Source organism: Taishania pollutisoli, assembly GCF_014518315.1.
Lineage (GTDB): Bacteria > Bacteroidota > Bacteroidia > Flavobacteriales_D > Crocinitomicaceae > Taishania > Taishania pollutisoli.
In genome coordinates, this window is record NZ_JACVEL010000005.1 from 123,536 (window position 1) to 138,678 (window position 15,143).

General features: G+C 42.1%; 11 protein-coding genes. 3 read left to right on the plus strand and 8 right to left on the minus strand.

What is annotated here, in order from left to right:
* Positions 1–91 precede the first annotated feature (91 nt).
* The 3 genes from H9Y05_RS09280 (at position 92) to H9Y05_RS09290 (ending at position 7,976) form a co-directional block, all read left to right on the plus strand.
* Positions 92–6,676 (plus strand): tetratricopeptide repeat protein, encoded by a 6,585-nt coding sequence (locus H9Y05_RS09280; protein WP_216714118.1) that lies wholly within the window; start codon positions 92–94, stop codon positions 6,674–6,676.
* Positions 6,651–7,682, plus strand: a complete 1,032-nt coding sequence (locus H9Y05_RS09285; protein WP_216714119.1) for an FAD:protein FMN transferase — start codon at positions 6,651–6,653, stop codon at positions 7,680–7,682. The genes H9Y05_RS09280 and H9Y05_RS09285 overlap by 26 nt, the downstream gene beginning before the upstream one ends.
* A 75-nt stretch (positions 7,683–7,757) precedes the next feature.
* Positions 7,758–7,976, plus strand: a complete 219-nt coding sequence (locus H9Y05_RS09290) for a hypothetical protein (RefSeq protein ID WP_216714120.1) — start codon at positions 7,758–7,760, stop codon at positions 7,974–7,976.
* Here the strand turns inward: H9Y05_RS09290 and H9Y05_RS09295 are convergent.
* From H9Y05_RS09295 to H9Y05_RS09330, 8 genes are all read right to left on the minus strand, one after another.
* On the minus strand, positions 7,973–8,959 hold the full coding sequence (locus tag H9Y05_RS09295; protein ID WP_216714121.1) for a chorismate-binding protein: 987 nt from the start codon (positions 8,957–8,959) through the stop codon (positions 7,973–7,975). The genes H9Y05_RS09290 and H9Y05_RS09295 overlap by 4 nt on opposite strands.
* Entirely contained in the window at positions 8,920–9,339 is a 420-nt protein-coding gene (locus H9Y05_RS09300) for a PaaI family thioesterase (RefSeq protein WP_163491436.1), read from the minus strand. The genes H9Y05_RS09295 and H9Y05_RS09300 overlap by 40 nt, the downstream gene beginning before the upstream one ends.
* Before the next feature lie 95 nt (positions 9,340–9,434).
* Complete coding sequence (locus H9Y05_RS09305; RefSeq protein WP_216714122.1) at positions 9,435–10,022, minus strand: WbqC family protein; 588 nt, start codon at positions 10,020–10,022, stop codon at positions 9,435–9,437.
* Positions 10,022–11,887 (minus strand): signal peptidase I, encoded by a 1,866-nt coding sequence (lepB, locus tag H9Y05_RS09310; protein WP_216714123.1) that lies wholly within the window; start codon positions 11,885–11,887, stop codon positions 10,022–10,024. Before lepB ends, H9Y05_RS09305 begins: the two co-directional genes overlap by 1 nt.
* 72 nt (positions 11,888–11,959) lie before the next feature.
* Positions 11,960–12,691: a 4-hydroxy-tetrahydrodipicolinate reductase gene (gene dapB, locus H9Y05_RS09315; RefSeq protein WP_216714124.1), complete on the minus strand. Its 732-nt coding sequence runs from the start codon at positions 12,689–12,691 to the stop codon at positions 11,960–11,962.
* Between the two features lie 8 nt (positions 12,692–12,699).
* Complete coding sequence (locus H9Y05_RS09320; RefSeq protein WP_216714125.1) at positions 12,700–13,290, minus strand: DUF5683 domain-containing protein; 591 nt, start codon at positions 13,288–13,290, stop codon at positions 12,700–12,702.
* Positions 13,291–13,320: 30 nt separating this feature from the next.
* Positions 13,321–14,220 carry a ParB/RepB/Spo0J family partition protein gene (locus H9Y05_RS09325; RefSeq protein WP_216714126.1) on the minus strand — a complete coding sequence of 300 codons (900 nt, stop codon included), beginning with the start codon at positions 14,218–14,220 and terminating at the stop codon, positions 13,321–13,323.
* Positions 14,213–15,019 carry a ParA family protein gene (locus tag H9Y05_RS09330; RefSeq protein ID WP_163491442.1) on the minus strand — a complete coding sequence of 269 codons (807 nt, stop codon included), beginning with the start codon at positions 15,017–15,019 and terminating at the stop codon, positions 14,213–14,215. Before H9Y05_RS09330 ends, H9Y05_RS09325 begins: the two co-directional genes overlap by 8 nt.
* Positions 15,020–15,143: the final 124 nt, after the last annotated feature.

Here is a 15,143-nt window from a genome sequence, read left to right on the forward strand (position 1 = left end):
CAGAGATTTTTACGATATTTGTATTATTTTTTGATCAAATTTAAACCAAATCTGTAACTGGTTGTACAGGTAGTACGTTTAAGTAATAACTATGAAGAATTTTTTCCTTATTCTGCTTCTTACCATTCCGTTTTTTGGAACCGGTCAATCCATGCTGGACGTAAAGTTCGAAGGGAGTGTATCCAACCTGGATCTTGCCAAAAAAGAAGCGGGAGTAACCATTGCCATCATGCAAGGATCACAGACCGTTGCTTCGGGAACATCCGGATCGAACGGAAGGTACTCTGTCAAAGGAAAAGTTGACTACAACAAACCATTTGATGTGGTCTTTACGAAAGGAGGCTTCGTCAGTAAACGAATTAATTTCAATTTCCAGGGATTGAACCTGGAAGACCTACCTCCCGGAGACTACAAGCCAATCGAGTCCCTGGATATGGAAGTGTTTTCGGAGAGACCCGGAGTAGACTTTTCATTCCTCAACACACAGCCCGTCGGTAAATTTACATGGAGTCAGCAAGGATACCCGGCAGTGGACGAGGCCGGAAAAAAGATAATGGCTGATAAAATTGATAAGCTGTTAAAAGATTCAGAACAAAAGGCGCAGCAGAACGAGGTCGCCTACAATGCAGCAATACAGGCAGCGGATAAAGCGTATGCAGCAAAAGATTATAAAACAGCACTGACAAAATACGAAGAAGCGACCAAATACAAACCGAAAGAACAGTATCCGATTACAAAAATCGATGAGATCGATGCACTCATTCAGAAACAAAAAGAAGACAATCTGAAATTTCAGCAGGAAAATGCCGCTTATGTTAACCTCATCACAGCAGCAGATAATTTATTCAAAGCCGGAGATTATGAAAAGGCAAAAGAAAAATACTACGAGGCTTCCGATATCAGCGATGAGCAATACCCCCTGGACCAAATAAAAGAGATCGGGCGAAGACTCAAAGCAAAGGAGGATGAAGCAAAGTACAAGCAATTAATTGAAGCAGCAGATATCATGGTCAAACAAAAAAGTTTCCGGTCTGCGCGCGATAATTATGCTGAAGCATTGAAATTAAAGCCGAATGAAGTATACCCGCAACAGAAACTAAAAGAACTGGATGCCAGCATTAAATCGGAAGAAGATGCCGCTGCGAAAAAAGCAGCCTATGAAAAATTGGTGGCTGAAGGGGAACAGTTGGTTAAAGAAGAAAAGTGGGAAGAGGCAAAAGCGAAATTTGAAGAAGCTCTTAAAATCGAAACGGCATCTACCTATGTAAAAGGGCAGTTGGATGTCATCAACAAAAAACTGGCAGACTTAAAAGCTGAAAAAGAAAAGGCAGAGAAAATCGCTAAGTTATTGCAAGAAGGAGAACAGGCATCTACGGCTAAAACATATGATATTGCGTTGGGTAAATTCAAGGAAGTGCTCACGCTTGATAGCAAGAATACCGTTGCTCCTGCTAAAATAGCCGAAATAGAAAAGATTATTGCCGATGAAGCGAAAAACAAAGAACTGAATGACAAGTTCAATGCATTGGTAAAACAAGGTGATGATGCTGTCACAACAAAAAAATATGCCGATGCCGTTACAAAATATACGGAAGCAATTACACTCAAGGATGATGCCGCGGTAAAGATCAAATTGCAGGACGCGCAGAAAGCAGTGGCAGATGCTGAACAGGCCGCTCAGAAAGAAGCTGAGTTTGCCAAACTGATCGCAGAAGGAAGTGCCGCCTATACCTCAAAAGACTATACCACATCGTTGGCAAAATATGAGGCAGCACTGCAAATCAAACCAACAGATGATCCGACACTTAAGAAAATCAGTGAAATCAAGAAACTGGTAGCAGATCAACAATCGGCCGCTGAGAAACAACAAAAGATTGAACAGTTGTTACAAGAGGGAATCTCCCTGATGGAAGGAGGTGTGATGGACGGCATTCAACTGGAACCGGCACGTGAAAAGTTCACAGAAGTACTGACACTGGATGCGAATAACGCAACGGCAAAAACAAAAATCGGTGAAATTGATAAGTTGCTGAAAGCACAAAAGGACCAAGCAGATAAAGAAGCCAAATTCAAAGAAAATGTTGCAAAAGGTGATGCCGAAATGGTCAACCAGGCATGGGAAAAGGCTATCGGATTCTACAATGTTGCTGTAGGAATTGTCGATGACCCGACAGTGCGTCAAAAAATTGCAGAAGCTCAAGGAAAGTTGGGTGAGTTAGCAGCCTCCAAACAATTGGAAGCGGATTATCAGAAGGCGATAACCGAAGCCAATACATTGAGAGATGGTAAGAAATATACGGAAGCAATTGTAAAATACGAACTGGCAAAATCGCTGAAACCGGCAGAAACATTCCCGCAGGAGGAAATCAACAAAATCAATCAAATTCTCGCTGAGCAGAAATCAGCAGCAGAAAAACAACAACAGATTACAGCTTTACTAGCGGAAGGAGAAACCGCTTTCGGGAAGAAAGAATATACAGATGCAAAATCGAAATTTGAGCAAGTACTGGTACTCGATCCTGCTAATGCAACCGCAAAAAAACGCATTGCAGATAGTGAGGCAGAATTAGCTAAATTGGCAGGAGAAGCAGAAAAGCAACAACAAATTGCCCAATTGATCCAGGAAGGAGAAACCTTATTCTCCGGAGCTCAATACCAAGCATCTGAGGAGAAATTCAAGCAAGTTCTGACGCTGGATGCCACAAATGCAACCGCAAAAAAGTACATCGCCGACATTGCGGCAAAACTTTCCGAACTGAAACAACAGGCGGACGCAGAACAAAAATTCAATACACTGGTGAGTAAGGGAGACGCTGCTGTTTCAGCTGAAAAATGGCAGGAAGCGATTACAGCATACACCGATGCGTTGAAAATTAAGGCAGATGCCGGAGTTGAACAAAAAAGAACTGCCGCACAGCAGAAGCTGGGAGAACTTTCGCAAGAGCAGGAAATCAATGCGAAATATACTGCTGCCATTACTGCTGCCAATACATTCCGGGATGGTGGAAAGTATCCGGAAGCGATTGCCAAATACCAGGAAGCAAAATCCATTAAACCTACAGAAACATATCCGCAGGCTGAAATTGATAAACTCAACCAGCTGATCGCGTCCAATTCAAGTAAAGAAAAAGTAACTGCTTTACTGGCAGAAGGACAAACGGCTCTGACAGCCAAAGACTATACAACAGCTCAAAGCAAATACCAGGAGGTACTCACCATTGATAATACAAACGAAACAGCCAAAACAAAACTGGCAGAAATTGCTGCTCAATTGAGCGCACTGGCTTCCGAACAAGCGAAAGAAGAAACCTTTAAGCAATTAAAAAATCAAGGATTCCAGGCGGCTTCAAACCAGGATTACAACAACGCGATGCTCAATTTTGAAAAGGCACTTGCGATCAAGGATGATGCTGAAATTAAAAATAAAATAAATGAGATTACAGCCATGAGGTCGGCTGAGAATCAAAAGAACGTGCAGATAGAAGCTTTACTTGGAAAAGGTAAGCTTGCATTTGATCAGAAAAACTGGGAAAGCGCAACTGCCGCGTATACGGATGTACTGGCACTTGATCCGGGAAATACAACCGCGAAATCACAGTTGGCACTCATAGAGTCAGAAATTGCCAAGACACAGAACGAAGCAAAAAACCTGGCTGAATTTAATCGTTTGAAATCACAGGGATTTGCAGAAGCGCAGGCAGGTGAATGGGCGAGCGCCAAACATTCCCTGGAAGAAGCACTTAAACTGAAGCAAGACGCGGAAGTGACCAAGAAATTAGAGGAAGTCAAACAACAGATTTCCGACAAGCTACAAGCAGAAAAACTGGAGCAGGAGTACAAATCGGCTATGAACAAGGCCGAAATTGCTGAGGCTGTGGCCGATTATGAAGGAGCATTGCAAAACTATAAAACAGCCAGCTCATTAAAACCGAATGAACAGCTCCCTAAAAGTAAAATAGATGCCTTGTCAAAACTATTGGCCGATCAAAAAGCATTGTCCTCGCTTGACAAGCAATACAACGACCTGATTACGAAAGGAGATGAACTCGTCGGAGTACAGGATTATTCAGGAGCAATTAAAAAGTATAATGAAGCACTGGCGTTGAAGCCGAACGAAGAATTGCCGGTAGTAAAAGCAAATCTCGCTGAAAAGTTAGCTGCGGAACAGCAAAAAGCAGAACAGGATGCCGCATTTGAAAAAATTATTACTGCCATCAATACTAAGATCACCGAAAATGATTTCAAAAAAGCACGTGAATATATTACATCTGCTGCTTCGCTGAAACCAACGGATCCAAGACCTTCCATGCTGTTGGCAAAAATTGAATCACTGGAAAAAGAAAATGCTGCATACACAGACTTTATGCAAAAAGCAGCGAAAGAAGAAACAGCGAAAAATTACGCAGAGGCTATCAATTTGTATGAAAAAGCAAAATCGGTGAAGCCAGGAAATCCTGAACCAATTGCAAAAATCGAGCAATTGCGCCAACTGCTTGCTGAAGCATCGAATGCCGCAGATAAAGAAAATATCTATCAACAATATTTTGATGCCGGTGTGGCAAAGCAAGCTGCGCAGGAGTATGAACTGGCCATCAACAATTACAAAAATGCACTCAACGCAAAACCTAACGATACAAAGGCTGTGAATAAAATTGCCGAAGTAGAAGCGTTGATCGCTAAACGGGATGCTGCCAATCAATTAAAACAGGAGTCGGAAGCAGCTTTCAATAAACTGGTTTCGGAAGCAGACGACTATTTCAACAGCAAGAATTATCAAAAAGCAGCGGAAACCTACCGGCAAGCACTGGCCGTGAGACCTGAACATCAATATACGAAAAAACAGCTGAATGAAGCCGAGCGACTCAACAAGCGGGAATCAGATGCATTGGCGAACCAGCAGTATCAAAAAATTCTGGATGTTGCTGACAATAATTTTAAGAACAGTAATTACGAAAAAGCATTGGAGTACTACAAACGGGCACTGAGTATCAAATCAAGTGACCCGTATCCGAAAAGAAGAATTGAAGAGATCAATGGTCTGCTCAATCCTGTCAGTGAGTCCAGTGCTGAATTGCAGGCATTGGGAGAACCATTCGACGGCTCTATCCTTGATGGCGAAGTTGCCTTGAAAAAAGCAGAAGAAACCCGTAAAGACGCAAAAAGAAACAAGGTTAAAAAAGTAGAAGAGCAAGCGTTGATTTCGCATTCGCAGATGACTGATAACAAAAAGGCAGAGCAAGCTCAAACAATCAGCACCATTTATAACTTATACCTTAAAGTAATTGGAGATGAACAAGACAGGGGAGTTGACAAAGTAGAAATCGCTTCGAAAGTGCATGTCGTGGAAGCCCGTAAAACACAAGTAGAATCAGAAAATCATCTGTATGAGCAACACTCGATTGCCCAAACAAAAGGAATTCTTGACGGACAGATTGCAAAAGTGAACCAGGACACCGAAATCAGCACAAAACTGCAACAGGAAAATCATGTTGACGTGGAACGGGTGCGTGTTGAAGAGCAAAATCTAACGAATTCAAAGTCGGTAAATAATCACAACGAAAGTATCCTGGTAGATGAAACCATTACCGGTATTGCAAACAAAATAGAAGCGGATAAAATAAAAAGTACAGAGGAACAAGTTGAAATTGCATTGCATGTAGATAAAAAACGTGTCGAATCGGAAGATATTATCACCCGTAAAGATGCAAGCAAATACAACGAGTCGATCGGTAATAAACAGCACGTAGACAACGTTTATACCAGTGTAAGTGAAAAGGCAACATCCAGTGAACGCGAATTAGCAGAACACAACAAAAAAATTGCGGTAATTGATCAGAAAATCACAGAAAGAAATGTAGCTGATTCTAAAAATAAACACCATGAATCCATCGGTGTAAAAGAAGGTGTTACCACAATTACAGAACAAGTATCTGAAGATGAAGCGAAACAGGAAATCAAACGCATTGAGAGCAATGAAAAGCTCAAAACAAGGGCGAACGAGTTAGTTCAGGCCGAGCAAATAAAGACCAGTGAGAATGCACTAAAAAACAATGAAACAAAGACACTGGTCGAAGCACAGGAAGTAAGAAGTCAGGCAACAACTGAGTTGGCAGGAATTGCACACCGGGATAAGGTAAATGATATGAATCGTGTGGAAGCGGCAACCAGCAATTCCAATGCATCTATGAGTTTATCGGATGATCAGCTTCGCCTCAACACACAACGGGATATAGACATCAAAAAAGATGAATCAAGACAGCGGGAAGTACTCGAAAGTGATCGACTGAAAGAAAAAGGGGAGCAAGTCAAAGAAACATCTAAAACATTGTCAACCGGTAGTACTTCTATCAGTAACGAGAAAAATCAGAGTATTTTGGACGCGAAGAAGGAAATTGACAAAATCAGCAATGTTCCTGTTGAAAAACCAATTATTCCAAACGCACTTGGGGAGAAGTACCCGGAAGGAGTATCTCAGGAAATGTTTCAGCGAAAAGATGATGCGGGAATCCTTTCTGCAATTATAACAAGAAGAATTGTCGTAATCGAAGGAAGAGGTTCCGAATACGTGCGGACACAAACCAATCATGCAACGACTTATACTAAAAACGGAAAACCGATTACGGAATATGTTTGGCAAAAAGAAACACAGGATGCGAAATTACAGCGTCATTATTAGTGGATTGCTTTTCCTCCTTTCGTGTGCTCCGCAAAACAGCAGTCCTGAGAAAGGATTCAAATTTTCAGGACATACACAGGGTACAACATATACCATTATCGTAGCAGAAGACAGCATTCATTTCCAACAAAGCGAAATTGATGAATTACTGGCAGCGTTTGACACCATTCTATCGACGTATATTCCCGAATCTGAAATCAGTAAATTGAATGCTTCTGAAGCCAATTATGCATTCAAAGATACCCACTCTTTTTTTAAAAATTGCTATACCATTTCACAGGAAGTTTACACCAATTCGAATGGCTTATTTGATCCGTCGGTCTATCCATTGGTAAAGGAATGGGGATTTTTTGACAAAAGTGAACACATTCCCGATCAACAGGTAATCGATTCGATTCTTTCGTTCACCGGGTTTGAACATACAAAACATCACAGTGTTTTGTTTGATGCGGACAGTGTCAAATTCACGAAGAAAGATCCTCGTTTTAAACTGGATTTTAACGGCATTGCACAAGGGTATTCTGTAGATGTTATTGCCGGTTTCATTGAAAACAGAGGGCATCACAATTACTACGTGGAAATAGGTGGTGAACTGCGGGTAAAAGGAGTAAACAGGGAAGGAAAAAAATGGTTTGTCGGGATTGATACGCCAAGTGAAGAGAACGAAGCACATAGCATCATCACAACTGTTTCAATTACTGACTGCGGGATGGCAACCAGTGGAAATTACCGTAATTTCTTTGAAAAGGACGGAAAAAAATACGGTCATACCTTACATCCTGCGACGGGAAAACCAATTGCAACGGATGTATTGTCAGCGACCGTAGTAGCCGAAAATGCAGCACTCGCCGATGCCTATGCTACCGTTTTCTTAATTCTCGGGAAAGAGCGGGGAATACAGTTCCTGGAGAACAATAAAAACCTGAAGGTATTGTTAATCTACGTAGACAGTGACGATCAACTGAAAATTTATACAACGATTGATCAGACAGAACAACCTGCTTGATCTTAAAAATGAATGGAATCAGCACATCCGTGATTTAATTTCACTACTTTTAGACTGTTCAACCAAACGATTAAAATGATGAAGAAGAAAATCAGTCTCCTGTTCGCATGTACATTATTGGTGTGCATTTCCTGTAAAAAAGACTGGACGTGCTCATGTACCTACACCCTCGACGGAACGGCTTCCGGAAGCTACGAAATCAATGATAAAAGTAAAGACGATGCCAGATCGATGTGTGAAGCGACAGCTATCTCAGAAACGGGAGATACCCTGGTGTGTAAAATAGCTGACTAATCAATTAGATTCAACAATGTCTTTGCTTTATTTTCGGTTTCGTCCCATTCAGCTATGGGATCTGATTGTTGTGTAAACCCTCCTCCCACATAAAGATACAATTGATCCTGTAGTAATTGAGCAGAGCGAAGATTGACAAACAAACGGGTTGAGTTTAACCCCGTCAGCCCGATAATCCCTGCATAGAACTTTCGGTCGTGCGCTTCAAATCCGGCAATACACTCCAATGCTTTTTCTCTTGGAAATCCACTGACTGCAGGAGTCGGGTGTAGTTTCCTGATAAGTTCCCACCGAACGGATGCAGTAATTTCAAATGTAAAATAATGAACCAGGTGTTTCACGGGACCTGCTATCAGCTCTTCCCGCTCCGATTCGTGAACATGTTTACAGGTTTCAATCAATTGTCTACGGATAAAATCCGTTACCAACTGTTGTTCATGCATTTCTTTCACTCCCCAGTCAGTTGTATCAGCAACCGGTTTTGTTCCAGCCAGAGACATCGTTGCTCCCCTTCCCGCTTCTATTTTTACGAGCGTTTCGGGTGTCGCACCTATCCAGGTCCCCAATGAAGGGCTCTCGAAATAATAACAAAAGGCATTGGGATATTTTTCAACTAACTTCGCAAAGAAAGTTGGCAGGTTGGAAGTAAAATCGACTTGTTTTACGCGTGATAAAATCGCTTTATCGATCGAATGATCCTGCAGGTAGTGAATAAATTCGTTTGCCATATCGCAATATTCCGATTTGGAAATAACAACGGGAGGCTCTATTGCTGCGAACTCTTCACCGGAAGCTCCTTCATAGAAACCATACAGATGATTTCCTTCAAAATCAGAAACAATGAATCCTTCAAACGCACCGGGATCATCCAGTCTGCTGAAACGTCCCTTTTTCTCCACAACAGGAGAACCAGGCAACCGGTATATCAGTGTTGACTGCACAACTAACGCGGCACAATCATTACTGTTAAACGACCTGTGCACACTAATTTACCGGTTTCTTCGTGGTGAATATCAACTTGCCAGACATGCGTTCGTTTTCCTGCGTGGACAATTTTACCTGTGGCAATGACAAATCCGTCTCTGACACCTGCAATGTGATTGGCATTGATCTCCAATCCGACAGGAACTTCTTTCTCGATGTCAATCAACAAAACGGAGCCCATTGAACCGATACTCTCAATTACTGCAGCACTGGCGCCTCCATGCAGCAATCCCGCAGGTTGATGCGTTGATGCTTTAACCGGCATACGGGATTTCAAGTAATCATCTCCCAGTTCGATGCATTCTATTTCCAACACTTCCATTAAGGTATTCTTATTGAAAGAGTTGATCATTTCAAGGGGAATTTGTTTTAATTTCATCCTACAAAAATAAGGAATTTGTACCCACGACATGCAAAAAGAACCCGGGTTTTCGCAGACAGGACGATTGTTCTGATTTTGCTTTCAGGTACTGGTCAAATGATCCATTTACGCGCCATCGGACCTTCGTTAAAAATCAGGTCCAGGACAGACAAATTCAACAAACACATCTCTTTCTGGCGAAACACCTGGTGATAGGGTGCATGCACATCACCTGATTCAGTATCGAAAGAAGTTATCCTGTCATCCGTTTCCGGTTGCAGATGATATGTTGTTGTATAAATGGTCGGAATTTCAATATCCAGCCACGACAAGACGCGTTGGTGAACAGCATCATTCAGATCAATTAAACGGATGTGGTCACTTTCCAGTAATTCCTTTACTTCCATTCCGTAATAATCAAAATAAGCGGACGAAGAATAAGCGGTTTCAATTGTTTTCCAATGGATTTTACGCCATCCGTCTTCTACAATTCTGAGGTCTTCAACAGTCGTTTTATTTCCATTGATCCGTTCAACCGGAACACTCAGTAATTGTTTACCATTCGGTCCCAGCAGTTCACACCGGGTACGGATCGTTTGTTTTACAAAATGCTCCTTCGCTTCAATAACCGGTTCTTTCGCATGTACATACGCATGATAATAGGCGATCGGAGCGAAATAAGCCGTCGGGAAAATATGCATTACTTAATCGCTTTGAACACACGATCCCAGCGAATTCCATATTCCGGGTTACTTGAGAACCATGTCATGGAAGCTTTTCCGACAATATGATCTTCCGGTACAAATCCCCATGTACGTGAATCTGCGGATTGATAACGGTTATCCCCCATCATCCAGTAGTAATTCATTTCCACTTTATAAGTTGTCGTCTTTTTCCCGTCAATGTAGATTCCATCAGTCTTTTCTTCCAGCTTATGTCCTTCATACGCAGTGATGATACGACGGTAATAAGCAATGTTTTCTTTTGTAAAATCGACTACTTTTCCTTTGAACGGAACCTGGAATCGTCCGAAATTGGACACATTGTTGGATACATTGATGTCTTTCGGGAAATACGATAAGTTATCTACTTGTTCAGATGCGCGGAATACGCCGTTTCCATCGGGAACGTATTGTGGTTTCACGTCAATGTTAAACTGGACGTTCGGATAGGTTTTCCGGACTTTTGCGATGGTTTCCAGGTTTGCGTGCACACCATAGACCACTCTTCCGTCCCAGTGTAAATCACTCTTTTCGATGCCAAACTTATTGTACAGTTCATCGGAAGTTGCAAAACCGGGTTCATTTGCCAGATACAACAAATTTTGGTGCTTTGCAACCTCAGCAGGTTTGTCATTTACGTATAAAATTGAATTTTTGATCTCCAGGTAATCGCCCGGCATCCCGACACAGCGTTTGATGTAGTTTTCACGTTTATCCACCGGACGGTAAATAATTCCGTGATGCTTGATCAATTGCCCCAATTGGTTGTCCATCGTTACTTTGTCATCCGCAATCATTTTGCGTGCTTTTTCTTTCCAGGAAGAAAGGTCTTTAATGTACTCGAAACTTGCACGCTCATTCACAAAGCGATCCAATAATTCATCTGTATAAATTCCGGCATTCTTTAACGAGTCTCTGTAATAATTTTCAATAACGCCAAATCGTGTCTGGGAAGCCTCTCTGTACAAACGAAATGCTTCGTTGTTGACAATTCCTTCGTATTCATGTCCCATCAAACCATACGGCATACGTGGATCATAAACAGCTGTATCACCTGCCGGGTAATTGAATACAACCACATCATACCGCTGGATTTTCCCAAATCCCGGAAGGCGTGTATACGTTCCTTTTTCCAGTGTGGTATATGATTTCATCGTGACCCATGGAACGGTATTGTGCACCAACGGATAAGACAATGGTGTTACCGGAACTTTCGGTCCGTATGCCAGTTTATTGACAAACAGGAAATCACCCACAAGTAATGTTCGCTCCATTGATCCTGTCGGGATTCTGAATGGTTCGAATACGTATGTGCGGATAATCAATGCTGCTACCAACGCGAAGATGATGGAATCTCCCCATTCTTTTACTTTGGTCTTCGCTCCCGGTCGTGCGCGGGTCACAGCACCGATTCCCAATGCAATAATGTGTCCGATCACCGGTAGTGAGAGGAACAATACTAAATGATCTCCCCATTCTCTTTGTGCGACTTCTTTGCTGTTTGCCCAGTTTGTTTCGGGGAGCATTTTATCCTGGTTTTTTGCTATTTTGAAAAACAGGATGTATGGAAATATGATTCCCTGGATGGTATCCAACAGGCTATAGTAACCGAAACGACGAATATAGCTCACATTTACAACTGACCACATCACCAAATGTACTCCCGGGATCACCAACAGTACGGCCCACCATCCTTTTTTACAGAAAACTTTAAATGCAACATAGTAGTTGTACACAGGAATCAATGCTTCCCATGATTTTCTGTCTGCCAATTCAAAACTTCTCCACCACATTGCCAAATAAGGGTGAATCAACAGCATCAAATAGAAATAGATAAAGCTCATTTTTTATAGTTTAATTTTCAAATGTACGGGAGCTTTCCGGCCTCCCCTCTTATTAAAATTGTTATTCAATTGTTATTTGTGTGTTATCTTCAACACATCCGACATCGTAAAGATACCCTTTTTTCCGTTTAAAAATTCAGCAGCAATAACTGCCCCCAACGCAAACCCCTTTCGGCTGTGTGCTTCATGCCGGATCTCAATTGTATCCACTTCAGAACGGTATGAAACGACATGTGTTCCCGGAACGTCCGGTTGACGAAAGGATGTAATGGCCAGTTCATCAGATTGAACTTCCGGAGCGGATTCTTCTCCCAGTTTCCATTGTTTCAGGCTGGAACTATTCCCCAGGATATCATTGGCAATGGAAACGGCTGTTCCACTCGGAGCATCCAGTTTTTGCAAGTGGTGAATTTCTTCAATATTTACAGTATATTCTGTATGCGGGTTCATTAATTGTGCCAATCGGCGGTTGATTTCAAAGAAAATATTCACTCCGACAGAAAAGTTACTTGCATACAGCATCGCCCCGTTTTTTGTTTCAACAGCAGCTTTTACCCTTGGAAATTCATGATTCCACGCCGTTGTTCCAACGACCACAGGAATTCCCTTCTCTATACAAAACAGGATATTTTGAACCGCAGCATCCGGACGTGTAAATTCAATGGCTACATCCACCTGTTGATCCGCCAGTGACTCCAGGGAACCGGTCGCATCAATCTTTGCAACGATTTCATGTCCGCGTTGTACGGCAATCTCCTCAATTGCCTTCCCCATTTTACCATATCCGATCAATGCTATTTTCATGTATACATTTATTTAAATGTGAATTGAAGTGACAGACCTACTGATGCAGGATTACCATAAGACAGGGGGATAAATGCCGGTCTGATTTTCATCGAAAGGTCGTCTGAAACATCAAATTTAACAAAATGGGCTTCTACCGCAGCATCTGCAACCTGAAGTAGATACACTAATCCCATTCCCAGGAACAACAGGTCTCTTCTATTGAGTTTTTGTTGATACAACTGAATGATTCCGCTGTCATCGTAATTCAGGTATTCATCACCATAGACATTGTGTTCCGTACGATTAATATACTCTTGCTTCAGTGCCTTTTGTTCCTGGTGATTTTTGATAGCGAAGTAACCTGTTGCCCCCAATCCGGCATAGATCAGCGGCACCTTCCAGTACGCTTTTTTCTTTCCCTTCGGCATGGCAATATGATTGTATACCTGACCGGCACCGGGAAGCGCTAACGATAGGATAGTGGCTGTTTTTACAGAATGTTGTTTGGTTGTATCCTGTTCGGCTGCTACGACTCCTGCCTTGATAATGGAATCATTATCCTGACTAAAGGTCGGAGTAATCGCTCCGAGTACAAACAAAAACACCCACTGTTTCATCAATTTTAATTGTGAAGAATAACGTCCTGATCAGTTGTTTAACAACTCTATGATTCTGTTCAAATCATTTTCGGAACTAAATTTCAATACAATGCTTCCGGAGCCGTTCGCTGCTTTTTTAATATCCACTTTTGTTGCCAGACGGTCACTCAGATGCTCTTTAAAAACGAACTGCGTATCAGAAATGGTATGTGATTGTGTATTTTTAACACTTGCTTTTTCTTCTGTTGCCACCTGAGGCGATAACTCCCCTTTTACCAAGGCTTCCGTATCACGTACAGATAATCCATGGGCAACAACCTGTTCATAAATGCTGATTTGCATCGCTTCGTCTCCTGCGGAAACTAACGCACGGGCATGCCCCATTGAAATCTGGTTATCCCTCACCCCTGCCTGCACTTCAGCCGGTAGTTTCAATAAACGAAGAAAGTTGGTAATGCTTGACCGTGACTTTGCAACTTTCTGGCTCAATTGATCCTGTGTGAGTGAACATTCGTCAATTAAACGCTGGTACGAAAGCGCCACTTCGATTGCATTCAAATCTTCCCGCTGAATGTTTTCAACCAGTGCCATTTCCAGCATGGTTTGATCATTTGCAACGCGAACATACGCCGGAACTTCTGTCAAACCGGCCAATTGAGAAGCCCGAAAACGGCGTTCTCCCGAAATCAACTGGTACTTATCCTGTCCGACTTTTCTTACTGTCAGCGGTTGAATAATCCCGTGAATTGAAATAGACTGGCTCAACTCTTCCAGTGCCTGTTTTTCGAAATGTGTACGGGGATTGAACGGATTCGCTTCAATCGCTGAAATCTGAATCATGGAGACAGATCCCGGTTCTCCCGTCATCTCCTTCCCTGCATCTGCTCCTTGTAATAATGCTCCTAAACCTTTTCCTAAAGCGGAACGTTTATTTGATGCGTTACTCATTTATTGAATAATTTTTTTCGTTATTTGAAATTTGTGTTGAATCGTTACGCTGCAATACTTCCCGTGCAAAGTTCAGGTAATTAATTGACCCTTTACTTGCGGCATCGTGCATAACAATTGTTTGTCCGAAACTTGGTGCCTCTCCCAGCTTGGTGTTCCGGTGAATGACCGTATCAAAAACCAAATCCTGAAAGTGCGCCTTTACCTCATCGACCACCTGGTTTGCAAGACGCAGACGCGTATCGTACATGGTCAATACAATTCCTTCGATTTCCAGGTTGGTATTCAATCGTCCCTGAACAATTTTAATAGTATTCAGGAGTTTACCCAACCCTTCCAGTGCAAAATACTCACATTGAACAGGTATAAGGACAGAATCAGCAGCTGTCAGCGCATTAACGGTGATCAATCCCAATGACGGAGAACAGTCAATGATAATAAAATCGTATTTATCCTTGACTTTTTCCAGTGCCAGTTTCAATTTGTGTTCACGGTTCGGGATATTGATCATTTCCAGTTCTGCCCCTACCAAATCGATGTGTGAAGGGAGAATATCCAGATTCGGGCTGTCGGCCGCGATGATCAATTCTTCGGGATTAACATCATTGACCAGGCAGTCGTAAATGTTGCGGGTATTTTTCGGGTCCAGACCGACTCCACTCGTCGCGTTGGCCTGCGGATCCGCATCTACGATCAGTGTCTTGTATTCCAACACTCCGAAACAAGCCGCCAGATTGATCGCCGTAGTAGTTTTTCCAACTCCTCCTTTTTGATTTGCTATTGCAATGATTTTTCCCATCCTTCAGTTTTTGAAAAGATAAAGATACTATGAAAAAAAAAATTAATGTCAGTTAACTCCGATTAGTTATCAACGATTTTTTTGAATGTTGAATGACGGATTTTGAATTTTGAATGAAAAGCAA

Bases quoted from the DNA above. Each gene is read 5' to 3' on its own strand.
- H9Y05_RS09280 (WP_216714118.1), top strand. From the start codon at position 92: ATGAAGAATTTTTTCCTTATTCTGCTTCTTACCATTCCGTTTTTTGGA.
- H9Y05_RS09325 (WP_216714126.1), bottom strand. From the start codon at position 14,220: ATGAGTAACGCATCAAATAAACGTTCCGCTTTAGGAAAAGGTTTAGGA.
- H9Y05_RS09320 (WP_216714125.1), bottom strand. From the start codon at position 13,290: ATGAAACAGTGGGTGTTTTTGTTTGTACTCGGAGCGATTACTCCGACC.
- H9Y05_RS09285 (WP_216714119.1), top strand. From the start codon at position 6,651: ATGCGAAATTACAGCGTCATTATTAGTGGATTGCTTTTCCTCCTTTCG.
- H9Y05_RS09330 (WP_163491442.1), bottom strand. From the start codon at position 15,019: ATGGGAAAAATCATTGCAATAGCAAATCAAAAAGGAGGAGTTGGAAAA.
- H9Y05_RS09300 (WP_163491436.1), bottom strand. From the start codon at position 9,339: ATGAAATTAAAACAAATTCCCCTTGAAATGATCAACTCTTTCAATAAG.
- H9Y05_RS09290 (WP_216714120.1), top strand. From the start codon at position 7,758: ATGATGAAGAAGAAAATCAGTCTCCTGTTCGCATGTACATTATTGGTG.
- H9Y05_RS09305 (WP_216714122.1), bottom strand. From the start codon at position 10,022: ATGCATATTTTCCCGACGGCTTATTTCGCTCCGATCGCCTATTATCAT.
- lepB (WP_216714123.1), bottom strand. From the start codon at position 11,887: ATGAGCTTTATCTATTTCTATTTGATGCTGTTGATTCACCCTTATTTG.
- dapB (WP_216714124.1), bottom strand. From the start codon at position 12,691: ATGAAAATAGCATTGATCGGATATGGTAAAATGGGGAAGGCAATTGAG.